Source organism: Streptomyces sp. NPDC002156, assembly GCF_053593675.1.
The window spans coordinates 19,319-41,574 of record NZ_JBSFDA010000030.1; the positions used below are offsets into that span (position 1 = coordinate 19,319).

General features: G+C 70.4%; 21 protein-coding genes. 12 read left to right on the forward strand and 9 right to left on the reverse strand.

Annotated features, from left to right (window positions below; all coding sequences use genetic code 11):
- Positions 1–17: 17 nt before the first annotated feature.
- The gene (locus tag ACWCRB_RS15365) at positions 18–1,499 is read right to left on the reverse strand and encodes an MFS transporter (protein WP_450996514.1); all 1,482 of its coding nucleotides are present in this window, start codon (positions 1,497–1,499) and stop codon (positions 18–20) included.
- A 114-nt stretch (positions 1,500–1,613) separates the two neighbouring features.
- On the opposite strand from ACWCRB_RS15365, the gene ACWCRB_RS15370 reads away from it, so the two are divergent.
- The gene (locus ACWCRB_RS15370) at positions 1,614–2,123 is read left to right on the forward strand and encodes a MarR family winged helix-turn-helix transcriptional regulator (RefSeq protein WP_450996559.1); all 510 of its coding nucleotides are present in this window, start codon (positions 1,614–1,616) and stop codon (positions 2,121–2,123) included.
- Between the two features lie 158 nt (positions 2,124–2,281).
- Here ACWCRB_RS15370 and ACWCRB_RS15375 read toward each other — a convergent pair whose 3' ends face one another.
- On the reverse strand, positions 2,282–2,779 hold the full coding sequence (locus ACWCRB_RS15375; RefSeq protein WP_450996515.1) for a MarR family winged helix-turn-helix transcriptional regulator: 498 nt from the start codon (positions 2,777–2,779) through the stop codon (positions 2,282–2,284).
- 86 nt (positions 2,780–2,865) lie between these two features.
- On the opposite strand from ACWCRB_RS15375, the gene ACWCRB_RS15380 reads away from it, so the two are divergent.
- From ACWCRB_RS15380 to ACWCRB_RS15395, 4 genes are all read left to right on the forward strand, one after another.
- Positions 2,866–3,441: an NADPH-dependent F420 reductase gene (locus ACWCRB_RS15380; protein WP_450996516.1), complete on the forward strand. Its 576-nt coding sequence runs from the start codon at positions 2,866–2,868 to the stop codon at positions 3,439–3,441.
- Between the two features lie 44 nt (positions 3,442–3,485).
- Positions 3,486–3,986, forward strand: a complete 501-nt coding sequence (locus ACWCRB_RS15385) for a VOC family protein (protein WP_450996517.1) — start codon at positions 3,486–3,488, stop codon at positions 3,984–3,986.
- A gap of 71 nt (positions 3,987–4,057) precedes the next feature.
- The gene (locus tag ACWCRB_RS15390; protein WP_450996518.1) at positions 4,058–5,077 is read left to right on the forward strand and encodes a nuclear transport factor 2 family protein; all 1,020 of its coding nucleotides are present in this window, start codon (positions 4,058–4,060) and stop codon (positions 5,075–5,077) included.
- A gap of 133 nt (positions 5,078–5,210) precedes the next feature.
- Positions 5,211–6,233: a DNA-directed RNA polymerase subunit alpha gene (locus ACWCRB_RS15395; RefSeq protein ID WP_369031533.1), complete on the forward strand. Its 1,023-nt coding sequence runs from the start codon at positions 5,211–5,213 to the stop codon at positions 6,231–6,233.
- Between the two features lie 189 nt (positions 6,234–6,422).
- Here ACWCRB_RS15395 and pgm read toward each other — a convergent pair whose 3' ends face one another.
- Both pgm and ACWCRB_RS15405 read right to left on the reverse strand, forming a co-directional pair.
- A complete protein-coding gene (gene pgm / locus ACWCRB_RS15400; RefSeq protein WP_450996519.1) occupies positions 6,423–8,063 on the reverse strand; it encodes a phosphoglucomutase (alpha-D-glucose-1,6-bisphosphate-dependent) in 1,641 nt (546 codons plus the stop codon).
- 97 nt (positions 8,064–8,160) lie between these two features.
- A complete protein-coding gene (locus tag ACWCRB_RS15405) occupies positions 8,161–8,904 on the reverse strand; it encodes a VOC family protein (protein ID WP_450996520.1) in 744 nt (247 codons plus the stop codon).
- 196 nt (positions 8,905–9,100) lie between these two features.
- Here ACWCRB_RS15405 and ACWCRB_RS15410 point away from each other — a divergent pair, with 196 nt between their 5' ends.
- A complete protein-coding gene (locus ACWCRB_RS15410) occupies positions 9,101–9,913 on the forward strand; it encodes an acyl carrier protein (RefSeq protein WP_450996521.1) in 813 nt (270 codons plus the stop codon).
- Positions 9,914–10,125: 212 nt separating this feature from the next.
- On the opposite strand, the gene ACWCRB_RS15415 is transcribed toward ACWCRB_RS15410, so the two are convergent.
- Together ACWCRB_RS15415 and ACWCRB_RS15420 are read right to left on the reverse strand one after the other, a co-directional pair.
- On the reverse strand, positions 10,126–10,497 hold the full coding sequence (locus ACWCRB_RS15415) for an iron chaperone (RefSeq protein ID WP_450996522.1): 372 nt from the start codon (positions 10,495–10,497) through the stop codon (positions 10,126–10,128).
- A gap of 31 nt (positions 10,498–10,528) precedes the next feature.
- Positions 10,529–11,113: a TIGR03086 family metal-binding protein gene (locus ACWCRB_RS15420; RefSeq protein ID WP_450996523.1), complete on the reverse strand. Its 585-nt coding sequence runs from the start codon at positions 11,111–11,113 to the stop codon at positions 10,529–10,531.
- Positions 11,114–11,333: 220 nt separating this feature from the next.
- On the opposite strand from ACWCRB_RS15420, the gene ACWCRB_RS15425 reads away from it, so the two are divergent.
- Positions 11,334–12,512: a serine hydrolase domain-containing protein gene (locus ACWCRB_RS15425; protein ID WP_450996524.1), complete on the forward strand. Its 1,179-nt coding sequence runs from the start codon at positions 11,334–11,336 to the stop codon at positions 12,510–12,512.
- A gap of 35 nt (positions 12,513–12,547) precedes the next feature.
- On the opposite strand, the gene ACWCRB_RS15430 is transcribed toward ACWCRB_RS15425, so the two are convergent.
- Entirely contained in the window at positions 12,548–15,307 is a 2,760-nt protein-coding gene (locus ACWCRB_RS15430) for a helix-turn-helix transcriptional regulator (protein ID WP_450996525.1), read from the reverse strand.
- Positions 15,308–15,473: 166 nt separating this feature from the next.
- The gene (locus tag ACWCRB_RS15435) at positions 15,474–16,103 is read right to left on the reverse strand and encodes a sigma-70 family RNA polymerase sigma factor (RefSeq protein WP_450996526.1); all 630 of its coding nucleotides are present in this window, start codon (positions 16,101–16,103) and stop codon (positions 15,474–15,476) included.
- On the opposite strand from ACWCRB_RS15435, the gene ACWCRB_RS15440 reads away from it, so the two are divergent.
- Both ACWCRB_RS15440 and ACWCRB_RS15445 read left to right on the forward strand, forming a co-directional pair.
- A complete protein-coding gene (locus tag ACWCRB_RS15440; RefSeq protein WP_450996527.1) occupies positions 16,102–16,245 on the forward strand; it encodes a hypothetical protein in 144 nt (47 codons plus the stop codon). The two genes, ACWCRB_RS15435 and ACWCRB_RS15440, sit on opposite strands and share 2 nt — an antisense overlap.
- A gap of 171 nt (positions 16,246–16,416) precedes the next feature.
- Complete coding sequence (locus tag ACWCRB_RS15445; RefSeq protein ID WP_450996528.1) at positions 16,417–17,250, forward strand: phosphotransferase; 834 nt, start codon at positions 16,417–16,419, stop codon at positions 17,248–17,250.
- A 25-nt stretch (positions 17,251–17,275) separates the two neighbouring features.
- Here the strand turns inward: ACWCRB_RS15445 and ACWCRB_RS15450 are convergent, their stop codons facing one another.
- Positions 17,276–18,508 (reverse strand): ROK family protein, encoded by a 1,233-nt coding sequence (locus ACWCRB_RS15450; RefSeq protein ID WP_450996529.1) that lies wholly within the window; start codon positions 18,506–18,508, stop codon positions 17,276–17,278.
- Positions 18,509–19,170: 662 nt separating this feature from the next.
- On the opposite strand from ACWCRB_RS15450, the gene ACWCRB_RS15455 reads away from it, so the two are divergent.
- The 3 genes from ACWCRB_RS15455 (at position 19,171) to ACWCRB_RS15465 (ending at position 22,174) form a co-directional block, all read left to right on the forward strand.
- Positions 19,171–20,277, forward strand: a complete 1,107-nt coding sequence (locus ACWCRB_RS15455; protein ID WP_450996530.1) for a Gfo/Idh/MocA family protein — start codon at positions 19,171–19,173, stop codon at positions 20,275–20,277.
- Positions 20,278–20,340: 63 nt separating this feature from the next.
- On the forward strand, positions 20,341–21,228 hold the full coding sequence (locus ACWCRB_RS15460; RefSeq protein WP_450996531.1) for a sugar phosphate isomerase/epimerase family protein: 888 nt from the start codon (positions 20,341–20,343) through the stop codon (positions 21,226–21,228).
- Between the two features lie 16 nt (positions 21,229–21,244).
- On the forward strand, positions 21,245–22,174 hold the full coding sequence (locus ACWCRB_RS15465; protein ID WP_450996532.1) for an NADP-dependent oxidoreductase: 930 nt from the start codon (positions 21,245–21,247) through the stop codon (positions 22,172–22,174).
- Positions 22,175–22,256: the final 82 nt, after the last annotated feature.

Consider the following 22,256-nt stretch of genomic DNA (forward strand, 5'->3'; position numbering starts at 1 on the left):
GTTCGAGAGGGGCGGGTTCAGGCGTCGACGACTGGAGTGGCGACCGACGTGGACTTGCCGAAGCGCGGCAGGGCGGCGGCGCCGACCGCGAGGAGGGCGACGATGCCCATCTGCACGTACTCGACTCCGGCGAAGGCGTGGGCGACGTTGTGCGGTGCCAGGGCCAGATAGAGGGTGCCGAGGGTGGCCACCCCGAGGGCGAGTCCGCTCTGCTGCAGGGTGATCAGTACGCCGCTGCCGATACCGGCCAGGTGCGTGGGGACGTCGGCGAGCACGCTGCGGAAGAGGCCGGCGAACAGCATCGACTGTCCGGCACCGACCAGGGCCAGCGGCACGGCCATCGCCCACAGGCTGACGTGCGGCCAGTTCCCCAGCAGGACCGCCACCAGTGAGACCAGTCCGGTGAGTTGCACGACGGCGCCGGCGGACAGCGCCGCCCGGCCGAAACGTGTGATCAGGCGGGGTGCGACCAGTGAACCGGCGAAGAAGAGCAGGGCCATCGGCAGGATCGCCAGCCCGCTGTGCAGGGCATCGGCGTGCAGGCCGTTCTGGACCGTGAGGGCGAAAACGAACATGAAGGCGCCGAAGCCGATACTGAAGGCGAACACCATGGTCAGTCCGCGGGACATCGACGGCAGGCGCAGCAGGGACGGCGGCAGCAGGGGGACCTCGCCGCGCCGCTCGGTGCGCTTCTCCACGAGGTAGGTGGCGGCGCCCAGGACGATCGCGGCGGCGAACATCACCCAGGTCCACCACGGCCAGCCCAGGGAGTGCCCCTCGGTGAGCGGCACCAGCAGGGCGGTCAGCGTGGCGGCGAACAGGACGGTGCCGGGCAGGTCGATGCCGACCGGGTGGTGCGAGCGGGTGTCGGGCACGATCCGGGCCGCCACGAACAGCACCACCACGCCGATGGGCACGTTGACCAGGAAGATCGGCCGCCAGGAGGTACCGGCGATGTCCGCACTGACCAGCAGACCGCCGACGAGTTGTCCGACCACGGCGGCGATACCGGAGGTGGCCCCGTACAGGGCCACGGCACGGGATTTGCGCTCCCCTTCGAGGACATGGTGGAAGGTCGCCAGCACCTGCGGGATGAGCAGGGCGGCGGTGGCGCCCTGGACGATGCGGGCCGCGATCAGCGCACCCACGCTCGGAGCGACGCCGCAGGCCAAGGAGGCCAGCACGAAGCCCACGAGCGCCCCGAGGAAGATGCGCCGACGGCCGAAGCGGTCACCAAGGCGGCCCCCTAGGACCAGCAGAGTCGCGTACGCGACGCCGTACCCGGCGATCACCAGTTCCAGCGACGACGCGGAGGCGTGCAGTGAGGCGTCGATGCTGGGCAGGGCCACGTTGGTGATGAAGAAGTCCATGATCGGCAGGAACGCCCCGGCCAGCAGGATGAACACCCCGACCGGGTGCAGGCCGCCGGCACGGGCCACGGCATGGGGCGAGAGCGTCGTCGCTCCGGCGTGCCGGGAGGAGGAAGTGGTTGTCGTCATGACAGCCCCCAGGGAAAGGAAGTCACACAGGGAAGTTATGTACTCATAACTATGAGCACATAACGAGTATGCCCCCATAACTACATGGCGGCAACCCCGTACCCTGGAGCCGTGATGGAGGACCAAGCGCAACAGACGGGCCCGACAGCAGGGCCGGACCACGAGCAGCGGTGGGCGGAACTGGCCGACCTCGTACTGATCATCAGCCGGGAGATCCAGTTCCGTCGCTACACGGACGAGCGGGCTGTCCACCTGTCACAGTCCGAGGGCATGGTGATGCGCTACCTGAAGAGCGACCCCGCCGCCACACCCAGCCGCATCGCCACCGCGACCGGGCTCCAGCGCACCAACCTCTCCACCGTCCTGCGCGGACTGGAGGAGAAGGGCTTCATCGAGCGGCGCGCCCACTCGGACGACGGTCGTGGGGTGACGGTCCACTCCACCGAGCGCGGCCGCGGCAACACCGTCCTCGTCCGCCAGGAATGGGCCACGACCGTCTCCGAGGCCGCGGGCCACGACACCGAACACCTCGACGCCGCCCTCGCCCTGCTCAGCGCCGTGGAGACCGGACTGGCCAGGACACGGCCACGGAACCGCGCCACACCCCCGACAACGGAGACCTGACCTTCCGAGGCCCGCGCCGGTGGGCCGCCGCCTGCAGGCCAGGGCCCTCCAGCGGGAGCGGAGCGACCCTCGGGTCCGAGTCGTCGACGGCCGCACACTGCCGATCGCCCTCTACCGCAACGGCCGACCAAGCCGGATGGCGAACCACCGCCGGAGCACTAGTCGACCGGGTCGTACCACCGATACATTCCGGCCCGGCTGGCGTCGGGGTCGAGCCTGTCCAGGATGGCCTGGCTGATATCGGTGAGCTGGGTGATCTGCTCGGGCGTGAGTGCGTCGATGACAGCGTCCCGGACGAAGGACACATGGCCCGGAGCGGCCTCCCGCACCTTTTGCCAACCGGCCTCCGTGAGGCGGGCATTGGTGGCACGCCGGTCCGTCGGGCAGGGGAAGCGCTCCAGCAGGCCGCGGGCCTCCAGGCGCTGCACCACGTGGGAGAGCCGGGCGAGGGTGGCGATGGTTCCCGCAGCGAGCTTCGTCATCCGCATGGTCCGGTCGGGCGCCTCGGAGAGCATGGCGAGCACTTGGTAGTCGAAGTGGGTCAGCTGGGCGTCGCGCCGCAACTGGCTGTCCAGGGCTGTCGGCAGCAGCTCCAGTACGGCGGCCATCCGCAGCCATGCCGACAGTTGCTCCCGGGTGAGCCATCGCGTTTCCACGTCCGCATTATGTCAGCACCGAAATAGTTGTTGCTACAACCTGGCTCGCCATGCCATGGTTGTAGCTACAACCAATGGAGGTCGTCATGGCGCACATCAGCATCATCGGCAGCGGGAACATGGGGCAGGCCATCGCCGGCCTCGTCGGCAAGAGCGGCGACACCGTGGAAGTCCTCGGCAGCTCCGACGCGGAGCGGGAGATCACGGGCGACATCGTGGTGCTTGCCGTGCCGTATCCGGCCGTCGGGCAGGTCATCGCCCAGCGGGGTGCGCAGTTGACCGGCAAGGTCGTCGTCGACATCACGAACCCGCTGGACTTCCAGACCTTCGACTCGCTGGTCGTCCCGGCCGACGGCTCCGCCACCGCCGAGATCGCCGCCGCACTGCCCGAGTCGCGTGTCATCAAGGCGTTCAACACCAACTTCGCCGCCACGCTGGCCACCGGCACGCTGAACGGGCGACCGGCCACCGTGCTGCTCGCCGGTGACGACGCGAACGCCAAGACGGCGCTCGCCCTCGTGATCAGCGCCGCCGGACTGCGAGCCGTGGACGCGGGCGGTCTCAGGCGGGCCCGGGAGCTGGAGGCGGTCGGCTTCCTGCAGCTCACCCTCGCCGTCGGCGAGAAGACCTCCTGGACCGGCGGATTCGCCCTCGCCGACTGACACCACCGTTTCCGAACCAGCGGTCACAACAAAGGAGAACTCCGATGGGAATCGGTCCGGTGCGGCTGAACCACGCCGTCCTGTTCGTCGCCGATCTGGCACGCTCCGAGCGGTTCTACACCGAGGTCTTCAGCATGGACGTCGTCCTGCGCGAACCCCGAGCCAACGTGGCGTTTCTGCGGTTGCCGCGTTCCGTCCACGATCACGATCTCGGCCTCATGGGCGTCGGCCGGTCCGCACCGCCCAGGCGCCACGGCGGGATCGGGCTCTATCACCTGGCCTGGCAGGTCGACACCATCGACGAACTCCAGCACCTCCGCAAGGTATTGGCGAAGGCCGGCGCGTACACCGGGGAGTCCAGCCACAGCGGCACGACCAAGAGCATCTACGGCTCCGACCCCGACGGCAACGAGTTCGAGGTCATGTGGATGCTCCCTCGCGACCAGTGGAGCGCGTACGCGACCACCGTGCCCGTCGAACGCCTGGACCTGGCGGCCGAGGTCAGCCGCTGGAGCGGCATACGCACCGCCGGCGAGATCCGCTGAACCGGACTCGCTCGCCGGCACCTACGCAAAACCCAGAGCCGCTACACCATCGTGAATTCGAAAGGTATGTGATGGAACGCAACGTGCAGAAGCCGAACCAGAAGTCACGACGCACGCTGCTGCGTGGTGCCGTGCTCGGCGGGACCGGTATTGCCGCGGCCTCCCTGCTTTCCCCCGGAAGTGCGGCGGCCGCCGACTCCGGCGACGGGCTCGTGTTCCCCGGGGTCGATGTCGTCACCGACGCCTCGCACGCCAGCAGAGAGGTGGCCGTGCTGCTCCAGCGCTATTTCGCCCGCAAGAGCGCGCACGACCTCGACGGGTGGATGTCCTTCTTCTCGCGCGATCCGATCACCTACATCGATGCGGTCGTGAGCGCGGGCTACTTCACCTGGGACGCCCTGCGCGACGGGCTGGCCCAATTCGTTCCCACCTGGCCCAGCGACGGCAAGTCGTACCCCACGCGGATTCTGGGCGACGCGACCAGCGCCCTCGTGTTCTTCACCGACACCGCCGGTCTGTTCGGGCCTTCCGAGATCCGCGCGGCCGGCGTCGTCAACTTCCGCCGCCATAAAATCACCCGGCAGATCGACTACTGGGACGGTCGGCATTTCGGCATGGCCAACACGGCGGCCCTCGCGGCATACGGGTCCGGGTCCCTGCCGGACTACGGAGAATCCACCGTCGGCGAAACCGCCGCGCCCGCCATGAAACACCTCGTGAGCAGGCTCGCACAGGCCCTGCGTCATGGCGACGGCGCCGCCGCCGCTGAACTCTTCGCACCCGCCGCCGTCTTCGAGGACATGACGGCCCACCTGCACATCGTCGGTCCCCGAAGCATCGGCACCTATCTGACCGACGCCGCCGCCCTGCTGCCCTACGCCGGTGGCGGTACGGCGGTTCGCCACATCGTCGGCAGCGCGGTGGGCGGGGGGTACGAGTGGACGGCGTCCGACAGTGCGGTCACCCGTGGCATCGTCGGCCTTGAGGTGGACCGCTGGGGCAGGATCACCCGCTTCACCGCACTGTGGGACGGCTCACTCGTGGACGACACCACCTTGGTCTCACTGGGCCGCACGGCGATCGAAAGGTAGAAAAGCCACCTCTCCGGAGTGGGAAGACCGGCGATTCGTCCCCTGCGGAGAACGCACCGCCCGTATCGCCCGTACCCTTCGTGGTGTCTACGGCGTCAGATAGAGGGCGCCAAACCACTGGAGGCAACACCCCGTGCTGATTGCTCAGCGTCCGTCCCTTACCGAAGAAGTTGTCGACGAGTTCCGCTCCCGGTTCGTCATCGAGCCGCTGGAGCCGGGCTTCGGCTACACCCTCGGCAACTCTCTGCGTCGTACGCTCCTCTCCTCGATCCCGGGTGCGGCGGTCACGTCCATCCGCGTCGACGGTGTCCTGCACGAGTTCACCACCGTGCCGGGTGTCAAGGAGGACGTCACCGACCTCATCCTCAACATCAAGCAGCTCGTCGTCAGCAGCGAGCAGGACGAGCCCGTCGTGATGTACCTGCGCAAGCAGGGCCCGGGTCTCGTCACCGCCGCCGACATCGCGCCCCCGGCCGGTGTCGAGGTGCACAACCCCGACCTCCTCCTCGCCACGCTCAACGGCAAGGGCAAGCTGGAGATGGAGCTGACCGTCGAGCGCGGTCGCGGCTATGTCTCCGCCGTGCAGAACAAGCAGGTCGGGCAGGAGATCGGCCGTATCCCGGTCGACTCCATCTACTCGCCGGTTCTCAAGGTCACGTACAAGGTCGAGGCGACGCGTGTCGAGCAACGCACCGACTTCGACAAGCTGATCGTCGACATCGAGACCAAGCAGGCCATGCGTCCGCGTGACGCCATGGCTTCGGCCGGCAAGACGCTCGTCGAGCTGTTCGGGCTCGCCCGCGAGCTCAACATCGACGCCGAGGGCATCGACATGGGCCCGTCCCCCACGGACGCCGCCCTCGCCGCCGACCTGGTGCTGCCGATCGAGGATCTCGACCTCACCGTCCGGTCGTACAACTGCCTCAAGCGTGAGGGCGTCCACTCCGTGGGCGAACTCGTCGCCCGCTCCGAGGCCGACCTGCTCGACATCCGCAACTTCGGTGCGAAGTCGATCGACGAGGTCAAGGCGAAGCTGGCCGACATGGGCCTGGCCCTGAAGGACAGCCCGCCCGGATTCAACCCGACCGCCGCCGCGGACACCTTCGGCGCGGACAACGACGCGGACGGGAGCTTCGTGGAGACCGAGCAGTACTGACCACTGCGGCAACCGGCCGGGGTGCGGTGACACTTCGCGTACGGGGCAGGAGAACCTCGACACGGTTCCCTGCCCTCGGCCCCCCGGCCGGGGCCACGCCGCGCGCGAACACTGGCCGCGCGGCGGTCGGCGACAGAGCGGCGCTCCGGTGCCTGACGTACGACCCGCTGGCCCGCTCAGCCGGCGGCGTCAGGCGCTCAGCGCCGCCAGTACGACGGACCTGGCCTCCTCCTGGACCTGGCTCAGATGGTCCGGGCCGAGGAACGACTCCCCGTAGATCTTGTAGACGTCCTCGGTGCCCGAGGGGCGGGCCGCGAACCAGGCGTTGGCGGTGGCGACCTTGATGCCGCCGAGGGCGGCGCCGTTGCCGGGAGCCTCGGTGAGGACCGTGGTGACCGGCTCGCCCGCGAGGGTGTCGGCGGTGACCTGGCGCGGGGACAACTTGGCGAGCAGGGCCTTCTCCTCGCGGGAAGCGGGAGCGTCGACGCGCGCGTAGGCGGGGGCGCCGAAGCGGTCGGTGAGCTGCGCGTAGTGCTGTGACGGGGTCTTTCCGGTGACGGCCGTGATCTCGGAGGCGAGCAGCGCCAGGGTGATGCCGTCCTTGTCGGTGGTCCACACCGAGCCGTCGCGCCGCAGGAAGGACGCGCCGGCCGACTCCTCGCCGCCGAAGCCGAGGGTGCCGTCGGACAGGCCGTCCACGAACCACTTGAAGCCGACGGGAACCTCGACGAGCGGCCGCCCGACGTCCGCCGCGACCCGGTCGATCATGCTGGACGACACCAGCGTCTTGCCGATCCCGGCGCCCGCGGGCCACTGCTCCCGGTGCGAGAACAGGTACGAGATCGCCACCGCCAGATAGTGGTTGGGGTTCATCAGGCCCCCGTCCGGCGTGACGATGCCGTGCCGGTCGGCGTCGGCGTCGTTGCCGGTGGCGATGTCGAACCGGTCCCGCTGCGCGATGAGCGAGGCCATGGCGTACGGCGAGGAGCAGTCCATGCGGATCTTGCCGTCCCAGTCCAGCGTCATGAAACGCCAGGTGGGATCGGTGAGCGGGTTCACCACCGTGAGGTCGAGTCGGTGCTGTTCGGCGATCCGGCCCCAGTACGCGACCGAGGCGCCACCCAGCGGATCGGCGCCGATGCGCACACCGGCGGACCGGATCGCCTCCAGGTCCAGCACGTTCGGCAGGTCGGCCACATAGGCGCCGAGGAAGTCGTGGCGGCCGGTGCCGGGTGCGGCCAGGGCGCGGGTGTATGGGATGCGGCGTACGTCCTTCAGGCCGCCGGTGATGATCTCGTTGGCGCGGTCCTGGATCCAGGAGGTCGCCTCGGAACCGGCGGGGCCGCCGTTCGGCGGGTTGTACTTGAAGCCGCCGTCGGCGGGCGGGTTGTGCGACGGGGTGACCACCACGCCGTCGGCGAGGCCCGACGCGATGTTCCGGTTGTGGGCGAGGATGGCGTGCGAGACCGCCGGGGTGGGCGTGTAGCCGTCCGTCTGGTCGATCAGGACGGTCACGTCGTTGGCGGCGAACACCTCCAGTGCCGTGATCCTCGCGGGCTCCGACAGGGCGTGGGTGTCGGCGCCGAGGAAGAGGGGGCCGTCGGTGCCCTGGGCGGCGCGGTACTCGCAGATGGCCTGGCTGGTGGCCGCGATGTGGTCCTCGTTGAAGGCCGTCGCCAGGGACGAGCCGCGGTGCCCCGAGGTGCCGAACGCCACCCGCTGCCCCGGTTCCGCCGGGTCGGGGTGCAACGCGTAGTACGCCGTGACCAGGCGGGCCACATCGATGAGGTCCTCGGGCCCGGCGACCTGCCCTGCTCGCGCGTCCTGCATTTCCGGCTCCTCCGCAAGGGTCGACCGTCGAGTACGGCCCCCATTCTTCCCTGCCCGGCCCACCGGGACGCACACCGGGCGGATGTTGTGCCTCGCGTCAGGACAGGGCGAGGACGCAGAACTCGTGGCCCTCCGGGTCGGCCAGGCACGTCCACGGGACGTCGCCCTGACCGATGTCGAGGTCGGTGGCGCCGAGGGCGCGCAGCCGGGCCACCTCCGCCGCCTTGTCGTCACCGGGGTACGGCAGCAGGTCGAGATGGACGCGGTCCGGCACGGTCTTCCCACCGGGTTTGCGGAGGAACTCCAGATACGGGCCGCCGCCCTCGGCGGAGCGCAGCACCGCCTGATCGGCGGTCACCTCGCGCACGGTCCAGTCCGTCGCCTCGCCCCAGAACCGGGCCATGGCCCGGGGATCCTCGCAGTCGACCACCACCGCCGCGATCGGTCCGGTGTCCCGGTAGACCTGCCTGGGTTCCAGCACGCAGAACTCGTTGCCCTCCGGGTCGGCGAGGACCGTCCACGGCACGTCGTCGCCCTGACCCACATCGGCGGGCGTCGCACCGAGGGACCGGAGGCGCGCGACCAACTCCGCCTGATGGGCCGGGGAGTTGGTGGCGAGATCGAGGTGCAGACGGTTCTTCGTCGCCGTCTTGGGTCCCGGGACGGGAACGACGTCGATGCCGACGACGACCGGGTCCGGCCAGACGGGGCCGCCCGCGGGTCCGACGTAGGTGGTCACACCGGGGCTGTAGGCGCTCCAGCCGAGTGCCTCCGCCCAGAACCGGCCGACCGCCGAGTGGTCAAGAGCCTTGATGTTCACCTGAACAGGTCGCAGCGCCATGCGGGCGATCCTAGGCGCCGCCCGCTCCGCGCCCCTTACGGAACCTCCTCTGCCACAGCCGTGTAACAGAGACCACACAGGTACAACTCCCGCCCCACCTCGCAGGTCGAACCTGCTGTGTCGCACATCTGTGCCGCGGCGGAACCGGTGCCGCCCGGCGCAACACCTCCAGTCCCGACCAAACTTGGAGTTGACCGTGCCCAGTAAGTCCCTGCCGACGCGCCTCGCTGCCACAGTCGCGTTCCTGCTCGCCGCGGGTGCCCTGTCCGTGCCCGCCGCCTCGGCGAAGCCCTTGGCCGACGAACCCGTCCGCGACTACGTGCTGACCGTGAGCACCAACCCGACCAGCACCGACTACGACAACCGCCGTGTCGACGTCACCGGCACCGTCACCAAGGCCGACGGGACCCCGGCGGCCGACATCCCCGTCACCGTCCAGGAAGTCGTCCGCTTCACCACCTGGAACCCGTGGGGCGACCCGATCGACCCCACGTACTACGACCCGCGCGACCTGGGCACGCCGGTCACCGACTCCACCGGGAAGTTCAGCATCCCGGACGTCAACATCGACAGCATGTCCGGCAACAGCCTGCTCAACGTCCAGCGCGACGTGCAGATCACGGCCTCCTACGACGTGGACGGCGACCTCAACACCCCGCAGGACGGCTACTTCACGGACACGACCGTGGCCACCAAGGCCAAGTCCAGTTCCATCAGCTACAAGGTCAACAAGAAGAGGGTGAAGGCGGGCGACATCCTCACCGTCCAGGGCAAGGTCACCCTCCCCAAGGGCGTCGAGGAGACGGGCACCGAGGTCTTCCTGCAGACCTACTGGGAGAGCGAGTACGACGTGAAGACGAGGGCCGAGGAGGACGGCTTCTTCGTGATGTCCGTGCGCGTCTCGGGCTACGACGACACGTTCGCGCTGCGCACGGCCCCGACGGACCTCTACGTGGCGGGCACGCACGTGACGCTCCCGATCACCAACACCTCACTCCCCCGCACGTAACCCTCCAGACGGCCGGGCTTCGGCCTTGGGGGGTCGCAGCCCCGGCAGGGGGCCCGGCGGGCCCCGCGGCACCAGGGTCACCCTCGCGTGAGCGGGGGTGACCCTGGTGCCTTCTCACGTGTGGCCAACCCCGCTCAGACGTCCTTCGCCATGGCGAAGGGTGCGGTCGAGACGATGAGCATGACCTTGGCCAAGAAGCACCTGCCCGGCCGTCACATCCACAGCACGCCGTCGTCCTCGTGTTCGCGCACGCGGAACGCGATCATCCGGCGCAGCAGGTCGACCGCCACGGGCCGACCGTACGGGAGCTTGACCGAGCCCTTGCCCGTGGTGAAGTCGGCGAGGTCGGTGTCGAACGCCTCGCGGGTGCTGGGGGTGAACACGACGTTCGCGTGCTTCGCGTGGCCGCTGGCCATGAACAGGATCGTCCCGGACGGGTGAACCCAAGCGGGATGGCCCCACTTGATCGCCTCGCTCGCCTCGGGGACCGCGTCGAGGGCCAGCGCCCGTACCTGCTCCAGCACCTCGCGGCTCTCCCCCGCGAAGCCCTCGATGTACTCGTCGATCGTCTGCGGCTTTCCCATGACGTCAGTGTGGCACCGCCTACCGCGGCCTCTAGGGCTTCCAGCCGGGATCGCGGCCGCTCAGGCCGACCGCGCGGTCGAGCAGGGGCGCGTCCTCGGGGAGCGGGACCACGGGGCCGAAGATCTCGTCGCGGGACGGATCCTCGGCCGAGGCTTCGAGGAAGTCGTACGACATCTGCAGCGCGGCCCGGTCCGGTTCGTACTCTTGGCCGGTGGCCCGCGCCAGGTCCCAGGCGTGGATGACCAGCTCGTCCACCGCCACCAGGCCGGCGATCGCACCCGGCAGCGTGATGCCGCCCGCCCGGGTCTCGCCGGTCCAGGCCGCCGGGTCGCGCCAGGCCTCGGCGAGTTCGTCGAGCACCTTCGGCAGGGTCTCGCGCCAGTCGGGCCCGATGTCTGGCACCGCGGTGTCCGGAGCCGTGTCGGTCGTGGCGCCGAGATCCTTGCGTCCCGCGTCGCGGAAGGCGGCGGCCAGCCCGAACAGATGTCCGAGCATGTGGTGTACCGCGTACTCCGGACAGGGGGTCGCGCCGTCGAGCTGCTCGTCCTTCACCCCGGCCGCGAGGCTGGCCACGATCAGGGCCTGCGGCCCGAGGTCGAGAGTCGTCTCAGGCATCGGCTTCTCCTCAGCTTCTCGGAAACTCACACCTGGGTGGACCGGGAACGCACCCGAAACTCATCGCTTCCGCAGGAGATATCAGCGGGCACCGTCGCCCACGGCGCGCGACCCGTCCGGACGTCCCGCTCCGCCGTATGCAGCAGCGGCACAGGCAGCCGGGCGTCGTGCGGCCGATGCTGGGCGTGCCCCGGCCTCCCAGCCCGTCCAAGGAGATCCCATGCCGTTGCCCCGTCCCTCCCGTCGCCTGCGTCTACCGGTCGGTGCCGTGCTGGCCGGCGCCTGTCTGGCCGCCCTGGTGTCCGCACCGGCCGAAGCCGACCCGCCCGGCTCCGCCACGGACCGCGCACTGCGGAGTCAGCTCGAACAGCTGGTCCGCGCCCCGGGCGGCCCGCCCGGCATCATCGCCGTGCTCCAGCGAGGGGACTCGCGCCGGATCCTGCGGGCCGGAACCGCCGACCTCGCCACCGGCAGGCCGGTCGAACCGACCGACCACATGCGGATCGCGAGTACGGCGAAGGCGTTCAGCGGAGCCGTGGCACTGCGGCTCGTGGACCGGGGCGTACTCGGGCTCGACGACACCATCGGCCGACGACTGCCCGCGCTCCCCCGGGCCTGGCACGCGGTGACCCTGCGCCAGCTCCTGACCCACACCAGCGGCCTCCCGGACTACAGCCGGAGTCCGGAGTTCCTCGCGCTCCTCCAGGCCGATCCGCATCATCGGTTCGACTCCCGGCGGCTGCTCGACTTCGTGGCCGGCCAGCGGCTGCTGTTCCGCCCGGGCTCGCGCTACCAGTACTCCAACTCGGACAACATCGCCGTGGCCCTGATGACCGAGGCGGTGACCGGGGTGCGCTACGAGGAGCTGCTGCGGCGGCTGGTCTACCGTCCGCTCGGCCTGCACGACACGAGCCTGCCGCAGGGCTTCGAGATGCCGGAACCGTACATGCGCGGCTACGACGTCCCGGTCCAGCCGCCGGCCGCGCCGGAGGACATCAGTGAGCTGATCGGGGCCTCGGGGGTGTGGGCGTCGGGCGGAATCATCTCCACTCCGCGGGACATGACCAGGTTCATCCGCGGTTACGCGGGGGGCGCGCTGATCTCCCGGGCGACCCTGCGCGAGCAGCGCCGCTGGGTCGACGGAGCCTCGGAACCGGCCGGCCCGGGCGCGAACAAGGCCGGGGCGGCGATCTTCCGCTACACCACCCGATGTGGGGTCGTCCTCGGCCACACCGGAAACACCCCCGGCTACACCCAGCTGATCGCCGCGACCCCGGACGGCGAGCGGTCGCTGACGTTCTCACTCACCACGCAGGTGAACGAGGCGACGAAGCCGCAGCTGTTGAAGCAACTGCGCGAGGTCGAGGAGAACTTCGTGTGCGCGCTGCTCCGCGACTGACCGGTGCCGCTCCACGACTCGGAGTCCGTCCGCCGTCACACGCGGGCCAGCGCGCCCCGGAGCTTGTTGCGTGACTTCACATCGAGCTTCGTGAACACCTTGTGCAGATGCCATTCGACCGTGCGAGGGCTGATGAACAACTCGGCGCCGATCTCCGAATTCGTCTTGCCATCAGCTGCCAGCCAGGCGATCTGAGACTCCTGCGCGGTGAGGGACTCGTGGGTGTCGACCGTCTGCTGCCGAATCGATTCGCCGGTGGCCAGGAGTTCGCGGCGGGCGCGCTCGGCGAAGGCGCCCGCCCCGAAGCCGTGCAGCATCTCGTAGGCGGTGCGCAGTTGCTCGCGCGCGTCGACGCGCCGGTTCTCGCGGCGCAGCCACTCGCCGTACACCAGGTGGGTGCGCGCGAGGTGGACGGCGACCCGGCTCCGCTCAAGGTGCTCGATGGCCTCGCGGTACAGCAGATCGGCGGCCGGGCCGTCGCAGAGCAGCGCTCTCGACCGGGCCAGAACGCCGAGGGCCCAGTCCGTGCCGGCGGCGCCGGCCTGTTCCTCGAGCCGGCGCAGGGCCGCCTCTGCCGCCTCGGGGGCGCCAGTGCGAGCGCCCGCCTCGACGAGCTCGACGAGGGAGAACCCGGCGCCGGCGAAATCCTCGTACTCCCCGGCCTGTTCGGCGTTGGCCAGAGCGTCCTGGTACCGGCCGAGGCCGTTGTACAGGACCGCGAACAGGTATGAGGCCAGACCGATCGCCCGCCCCTCGCCCCAGGCGGTCGCGTCGCGGGTGCCGGCCTGGATCGCCTCCACCACCCGGGGATCGCCGCGCCAGACCATGAGCAGAGCCGGGGCGTACCCGAGGGGCGAGTTGCCGGTCACCTCCGTGATGGTGCTGGACTCGTCGATCAGCGCCGAGGCGAGGTCGAACTCCCCGGCGTGCACATGCACGGCGGCGCGGTAGGAGAGGGCCAGGGGAAGGAAGTTGAGCGCGCCGGTCTCGCGAGCCGCCCGGACCGCGTGTGTGGTCAGTTCGTGCCAGGTCTCGTCGTCCCACAAGTCGCCGGCGGCCAGCCACGTCAGCCAGAGCCAGCGCATGACGTCGTCCTTGTCGCGTCCGGCGGCTCGCCGGAGCGCCCGCAGCGTGGGCTTCAACAGGGACGCGCCTTCGACGTAGCCTTCGGCGAACCGCGTCGCCAGGCCGTCGAGCAGTTCGTCGGCCAGCCGGGGAGGTCGCGGACCGCGCGGTGCGGCGCGGGCGGCCTCGGCCACCGCCCGCACTCCGCCATGTCCACACAGGCGGCCCGCGACGACCGCTGTGCCGAGTGCTTCGAGGTACGCCTCCCGCGCCTGTCCGTCGTCGACCCCCTCCAGCCGGCCGGCCGCGTCGAGGAGCAGCGGGAGAGCCTCACCGCCGCGTCTGCGCGCGAAGACGATCTGGGCGCGCAGGCGGGCCAGCCGCGCGCGCTGGGCCTCGTCCAACGGGCCCATCTCCGCGGCGGCGACGAGTTCGAGCGCGGTGTCGGCGGCTCCGGACTCGAAGGCGGCCTGCGCCGCGCCCACCGCCCTTGTTCCGCGTCTGCCCGGGTCGGGCGTCAGTTCGGTCGCGCGTCTCAGGAACGCGGCTGCCGCCGCGATACCACCGCGGGCCTGGGCCCGGCCTGCCGAGCGCTCCAGCTCGCCCGCCAGGGCCTCGTCGGGTTCGACCGCCGCGTGGGCGCGGTGCCAGGCCCGGCGATCCGAGTCGAACTCGGGGTCGGTCGCCTCGGCCAGTGCCCGATGCACGTCACGACGTTCCCCGGGGTCGGCCGCGCGATAGGCCGCCGAGCGCACCAGCGGATGCCGGAACCGCACCCGTGCGCCGAACTCGATCAGTCCCGCCGCCTCGGCCGCGCCCGCGGCGTCCGCCCCGATGTCGAGCCGCTCGGCCACCCGCCTCAACAGCGGTACGTCCCCCACGGGTTCGGCGGCCGCGGCCAGCAGCAGTCGTTGTGCCGCGTCCGGGAGCGACCCGATGCGCCGCAGGAAGCTCTGCTCGATCTGGCTCGCCAGCGGTCGTGCGTCCGGGCGCCCGAAGCCGCCGGCCAGCTCCGCCGCGGTCAGTCCGCGCGTCAGTTCCAGCAGAGCGAGCGGGTTGCCGCGGGTCTCGGCGACGATCCGGTCCCGGACGCGCTCGTCCAGGCGGCCGGGGACGACCGAGTCGAGCAGCGCACGAGCGTCGTCGTCGCGCAGCCCCCGGACCGTGAGTTCCCGTAGCGCCAGCAACGGGTCGTCGCCCGAGGCCACCGCCGACGTACGCACCGCGAACACCAGCGCCACCTGCTCCGCGAGGAGTCGGCGGGCGACGAAGGCCAGCGTCTGCGCGGAGACCCGGTCGAGCCACTGGGCGTCGTCCACGACGCACACGACCGGTTGCTCCTCCGCCGCCTCGGCCAGCAGGCTGAGTACCGCGAGACCGACCATGAAGCGGTCCGGCGCGCTCCCCGCACGCAGACCGAACGCGATGGCCAGGGCGTCACGTTGTGGGACGGGGAGGCGGTCGAGCCGCGCCATCATCGGCATGCACAGCTGGTGCAGACCGGCGAACGCCAGCTCCATCTCGGACTCGACGCCGGTGGCCCGCAGGATCCGACAGCCGGTGGCGCTGCCGACCAGGTACTCGACCAACGCGGACTTGCCGACTCCGGGCTCGCCGCGCAGCACCAGAACCTGGCTCTGTCCCGCCCTGGCGTCGGTCACCAGCTGATCCAGCACCCCGCACTCGCCACGTCGGCCACGCAGCCCGCGCCGAGGAGCGCTGCTCGACATCCACCACCACCGTGCAGGTCAAGGGAGCAAGACCCTGATCTTCAACTCGGGTCGTCCCCATCATGCACCACGGGCGCGCCGGCCCGGACCGTCAGCAGGACGGTCACCCTCGGAGCGAGGCCGAGGCCTCGTCAACCGCCGGTAGCGGCACGGTCACCGAGAGGGATCATCGTGGTCGCGAGGTGTTGCGAAGGCCCTGGAACAGGTCGATGAGGCGTGCCATGTCCCCGGCTCGCGCCGCGTCGCGGAAGGCTTCGAGCAGTGCGTCGCGCTCTGCCGTGTCCACCCGGTTGTGCCGTTGCCCGGTGAGGTGCCGACGGGCCCGGAGCGCCTGTTGCCGCGCGTTGGCCTCGCTGATCCCCAGCATTTCGGCGATCTCACGGAACGGGTATTCGAACGCCTCGCGTAGTACGTACACGGCTCGTTCGACGGGCAACAGGCGTTCCAACAGGAGCCGGACCGCGCATTCGAGCGCCTCCCCGCGTTCGGCCTCCCCCGCCGGATCGACGGATGCGACTTCGCGTTCCGGAATCCACGCGCCGACGCTGATCTCGCGACGGGCGCGGGCCGAGGTCGCCGCGTTGAGGGCGACCCGGGTCGTGACGGCCGCGAGGAACGCGACCCTGTCCCGCACCTGGGCCCGGTCCGTGCCCTGCCAGCGGACCCACACGTCCTGGACGACGTCCTCGGCGTCGGCGGCGCGGCCCAGCGTCTGGTAGGCGATCCCGAACAGCAGGGAGCGGACCCGCTCGAAGTCCGCCGCCGCCTCGGACCCGGAGCGAACGACGGTCGTCATGGTGTTCCCGGGCGTACCCACCCTCGACGAAACCGGCTCCGCCACGACATCGATGCTGGACAAGCTCATGACGGTCTTCCCCGATCCCAGTGCTCTGATCCACCGGGACCGGCTCGTCGTGCGCCAGGCTCCGGCTCAGTGACCCAGCCACCCTCGTCCGAAGCGGGCACCGGGCGCGCCCGTGGAAACCCGGGTGTACCCCCGGGGGATCCGTGGCCCCCTTGTCCCCACCCCGGTGCTAAAGCGGTGTCTCCGGCCGTACCCGGACGGGTATGTTTCGCCGACTCGGCAATGAGGAACCAGGGAGGACGCTGTGGAGCCGTCGGAACTTCGCCGCGCGGTCGAGGCAGGACGGGCCACCGCTTCGGAGCTGGGCCTTCGGGTCGACGAGGTGGTCGTCGTCCACAACTCGGACCGCGTCGCGCTGCGCCTTCTCCCCTGCGATGTGCTGGCTCGGGTCGCGCCTCCGGGGCAGCTGGCCGGTTCCGAGTTCGAGGTGGAGGTTGCTCGCCGTCTCACCGAGGTCGACGCTCCGGTGGCCGAGCTCGACCCCCGGGTCGAACCCCGGGTCTACGTGCGTGATGCCTTCGCCGTCTCGCTCTGGACGTACTGCGAACCGGTGGGATCAGAGATCGCGCCGGCCGACTACGCGGACGCGTTCCTGCGGCACCATGCCGCTCTGCGCCGGATCGATCTGGACGCACCGCATTTCACCGACCGAGTCGCCGCCGCGCTCAGAGAGGTGAACGACCGGGAGCGGTCCCCCGAGTTGCCCGACTCCGACCGGGCCCTTCTCAGCGACACACTCGGTGGACTGAGCACTGTCGCGAAAACCGGCGAACAGCTGTTGCACGGCGAACCCCATCCGGGCAACCTCCTCAACACGCGGAGAGGACCGCTCTTCGTGGACCTCGCCACGTGCTGCCGCGGACCGATCGAGTTCGACCTCGCGCATGCGCCCGAAGAGGTGGGGAAGCACTACCCAGGGGCCGACCACGCCCTGATCCACCGGTGCCGCGCCCTGAACTGGGCGATGTTCTCGGCCTGGCGCTGGCGCCGGGAGGACCAGATGCCCGACCGGGACCACTGGAGGGCGGCGGGGCTGGATCACGTTCGTGCCGCCCTCGATCGCTGCGGGCCGGGCTGAACCCGAGAGACACCGCCCACCACCGTCAGGCGACTCCCCCGTCGTCGACCAGCATCCGGGCGATGCCCCGCTCGCTGAAGACGTCCCGCAGGGCGAGGGCGACGCCGCCGTGGATCGCGGAGTTCTCGCCGGGCTGAGTCGTGGTGATGGTCAACTTGCGGGTGGCCAGGGGCAAGGCGCGCTGGTAGACCACGGCGCGGACCCCGGAGAGCATGTCGTCGCGCAGTTCGCTCAACGGGCCGCCGAGGACCAGCGTGCGCGGGTTGAACATGTAGACCAGCATCGCCGCCAACTCGCCGATCTCGGTGGCCGCCTGGCGCAGGGCACGGACGGCGGACGGGTCGTTGTTCGCGACGCGCTCGGCCAGGGTGTGGGTGCCGTACAGCGGGTCGTCCTCGGTCGACTCGGGGATGCCCAGGCCGCGCAGGACGGCCCGGTGGGAGGCGAGCGCGCCCACACAGCCGACGTTGCCGCAGGCGCACAGGACGTCCCCGCCGCCGACGGACCTGATGTGGCCGACATCGCCCTCGGCTCCGTCCGCCCCCCGGAACACCTCGCCGTCGACGGTGACGATCCCGGCCCCGATGCCGGTGCCGATCTTGATGCCGAGCAGCGGGGTGTCGACCTCGTCCCGGGCGGCCTCGCCGAGTGCCATGAGGTTGGCATCGTTGTCCACCAGGGCGGGGGCGCGGAAAGCGGTGCGCAGTCGCTCGGCCACCGGATAGCCGTCCCAGCCGGGCATCCCTGTCGGCCGTACGGCCCAGCCGCGTTGGGAGTCGACCGGTCCGGGCAGGCCCATCACCACCTTGCGGACCCGGTCCGGCTCGCGCCCGCACCGCTCCAGCAGATCGAACAGCCGCTCGGTCACCGCCTTCAGCACGACTTCCGGCCCCGCGCCGACCGGGACACCCACGGTCTCCTGCGCGAGCACCCGTCCCCCGAGGTCGGCGACCGCGACCTGCGTCGCGAGGGTGTCGACGTCCGCCACGACGACGGTTCCCGCCCGCGGGCTGAGCGTCAGTACGCGCGGCGGCCGGCCGCGTACCGACTCGCCGGCCTCGTTCTCCTGGAGGATGCCGTGCCCGACGAGGTGGTCGATCTGCTGGCCGACCGTCGACCGGGCCAGACCGCTGCGCCGCGCGATCTCGGCACGGCTGGTCGCCTCGCCGGACACCACGAGGCCCAGCACCTTGGGCAGTCCTACGGGCACGGCGGGGAGCAACGCCATGTCGATCGGGTGTCCATCGTCTTTGCGCACTTTCAGGACCCTAATTTCGTCGCGGCACGACCGTCAACGGGCGCCACCCTCAGAGCAGTCGGCCGCTTTCAGCCGAATTTAGTCCGAGCAGAAAATTAAAAGCGGCATCTTGCTCTGACAGCGCGAACTAAACGAAAGTGATGCGACACATGGCGTTCAGGTGGACATCGCACACCGCGACAGTCGGCCGCCCTCCAAAAAGCGCGGGATTATCTCAATGACGTAGCGCTGAAGTCAATGACTTGTGATCTTCTCCCGAGGCGGGTCCGCGCCGCACAGGCCACTTCAGCGCGCCTGAGACCCCCTCCACACGGAGACTCCCACACGCCTTCAGGTCGCCCTCACCCAGCACGCCAAGGCCGTCGACCAGCTCCCAGAGGAGTCTCGAATGGGGCTCTGACGTGCCCTTTTCGCCATACCCACCCCAAGGACCGCACGCCTGGCACAGCGCCCGCCCGGTCGGCCGACGGGGCGACGCGCAGCCGACCCGATGCCCCACCGCACCCGTTCATCACGATTCGATAACCAGGCTGCGAATGTTCTGCTCAGCGGACCGAGCGCCTCGTCCGGGACCTCCGCGCCGCCCTTGAATACGCGGCACCGCACATCGCCCACAGCGGCGTCACCCCCCCCTGTCATCAGGTTGGAGATGGACCATCACCATGGCCAAACAGACGCATCGGATCGGCATCCTCGGCAGCGGCAACATCTTTGGCCGGTACGTCGCCGGTCTGGCCGCCCACTTCCCGGAGCTGGAGATCGTCCGTGTCGGCGACATCGACACGGCCCGGGCCAAGCAGGCCGCCGCCGATCACGCCATCCCGGCCTGGGGTGACGCCGCGGAGCTGTACGCCGACGAGTCGGTGGACATCGTCGTGAACCTCACGCCGCCGGTGCACCACGCCCGTACCGTCATCGAGGCTCTGGCAGCCGGCAAGCACGTGTACGTCGAAAAGCCCCTGGCCACGACGGTCGAGGAAGGCCGGTCCGTGCTCGCGGCGGCCGACCGGAGCGGGCGTCTGCTCGGTTCGGCACCGGACACCTTCCTGGGCAGCGCGAGCCAGACGGCCCGGAAGGCACTCGACGCCGGCCGGATCGGCGCGCCGGTCGGTGCCTCGGCATTCATCGGCCACAGCAAGGCCGAGACGTGGCACCCGGATCCGCGCTTCCTGTTCCAGCCGGGCGGCGGTCCGGTCATGGACATGGGCCCGTACTACTTCGCGATCCTCGTGAACCTGCTGGGCCCGGTCCGGTCCGTCGCCGCGTCGAGCAGGATCGGCGCGCCGACCAGGACGGTGACCGCGCCGGAGCGTGCCGTCGACTCGATCGAGGTCACGGTCCCCACCCATGCCGGCGCGGTGCTGACCTTCGGCTCGGGGGTCATCGGCACGACGCAGATGAGCTTCGACGTGTGGGACACGGACCTGCCCTTCATGGAGGTCTACGGCACCGAGGGCACGCTGTCCCTGGGGAACCCGAACCACTTCGACGGCGACGTACGCATCCGGCGGCACGGCGAGACCGAGTGGACGGTGCTGGAGCCGGCCGTCGGCCTGTTCGGCGCCGTCGGCACCCGCGAGCAGGCCCGGCGCGGACTCGGCGTACGTGACCTCGCGGACGCGGTCGAGGGCGGCCCGCACCGCGCGAACGCCTCTTTCGCCTTCCACGTACTCGAAGCGCTGTGCGCCGTCGACAAGGCCTCCGAGGAGGGCCGTGCCGTGGAGCTGGAGAGCACCTGCGACCGCCCTCAACCCCGCTTCTCCGTCTGACACATGACACCTGACGCCTGCAAGACCCACCTGACGCTTCCGAGCCCCAAGGGAAGGACGCCCATGACCATCAGCCCCGAGAAGATCGCCATCAACCCCCTGCAGTGGATAGCCACCGAGGACGGCTGGATCGACCCCGCACTGGCGCCCTCCCTCACCCAGCGGCTCAAGGTCATCCAGGAGGCTGGCATCCGCTCGGTGCACGCCGAGGTGCCCGCCGACATGACGGCCGCCGAGTACGGCCAACTTCTCGCGGACCACGGCCTGTCCCCCGCTCCGGGCTATATCTCGGGCCCGCTGCCCGAGGACGAGGAGAGTCTGCGGGCGCACCTCGACAAGACGGCGCGGATGAGCGCGCAGATGGCCGAACTGGGCCTGCCCACGGTCTTCGTGGCCACAGGGATGTCCAAGGAGGCACCCCGGGTGCACCGCCCGGCGGTGGGGGCGGAATCCACCCCCGAACGGCTGGAGCGGGTGCGTGACGTGTTCGCGCGGATGGGCGAGACCACCAAGGCCAACGGGGTCACCGCGGCCTTCCACCCGCACATCGGGACCTGGGCGGAGACCGAGGAGGAGACCCGTTTCATCCTCGACACCGTCCCGGCGGACGTCCTCTCCTTCGGACCGGACATCGGCCATCTCGGCTGGGCCGGAGCCGATGTCATCGGTCTGATCCGCGACTACGGCGACCGGGTGGCGAGCATGCACGTCAAGGACTTCCACACCGAGGTGGCCGAGCGGGGCAGGGCCGAGGGCTGGAGCTACCAGAAGACGGTCCTCGCCGGTCTGTGGGCCGAGCCGGGCCATGCGTCGGTGGACATCCCCGCGACCCTGGCGGCGCTGCCCGACAGTTTCAGCGGCTGGCTGGTCATCGAGGTCGACCGGGGCGCGCAGGCGACCCCCGAGGAAAGCATTCGGCTCTGCGGGCAGTGGGCCCAGCAGTCGCACTGAGTCAGGGAGGCTCGCCATGCCCGAAGCGTACGGATTCACCGGATACGGCGGTCCTGAGATGCAGCGGTTCCTCGATCTGCCCAAGCCTGTGCCCGGGCGGGGTGAGCTTCTTGTCGAGGTGTGTGCGGCGGGCGTCAATCCGGTGGACTGGGGTGTCCGGGCAGGTCTGCACCGGGCTTTCCTCCACCTCGACCTGCCGGCCGTGCTCGGGCGTGAGGTCTCGGGCGTGGTCGAGCGACTCGGCGCCGGGGTCGAGGGGTTCGCCGTGGGCGACCCGGTGTTCGGCACCAGCGCTCGGGGCTGCGGCGGCTATGCACGGTTCGCGCTGCTGACCGCGAGCCAGACGGCGGTGAAGCCTGTCGCGGTCTCGTTCACCGACGCCGCCGTCCTGCCGGTGGCGGCCGTGACCGCGTACGACGGGGTGGACCGGCTCGGTCCGGCGGCCGGCGAAACCCTGCTGATCCTGGGGATCGGCGGCGGCGTGGGCGTCATGGCGGCGCAGCTCGCACGCGCTGCCGGAGCCCGGGTCGTCGGCACCGCTTCCGCGGCCAAACGGAGGTTCGTCGAATCGCTGGGAGCCGTGGCCGTCGACTACGAGTGCGACGACCTCGGCAAACAGCTGGATGCAGTCCTGCCGAACGGAGTCGACGCGGTCCTCGACCTCGTGGGTGGGGACGCGCTGGACAGCGTCTCGGCGGTGATCTCCCCCGCCTGCCGGATCCTCTCGGTCGCCGCCTCAGGGACAGCTGCCCGGTTCGGTGCCAGGCCCCTGTCCCGCAACAGCTCGACCACCACACTCACCGAACTGGCCCGGCGCGTGGCGGACGGCCGGCTCGATCCCCAGGTCCGCGGTGTCTTCCGCTTCGAGGACGCCGAAGCCGCCCTGCGCGAAGTCGAATCCGGTCACCCGTGGGGCAAGGTGGTGCTCGACATGCGCGACGCCTGACCTTCCCGTACGCAGAAGGCCGAACCGCCTCGTCCCCCGCCAGGACGACAGAACTGCCACAGCTTCAGCCGCTCCCTCCCGC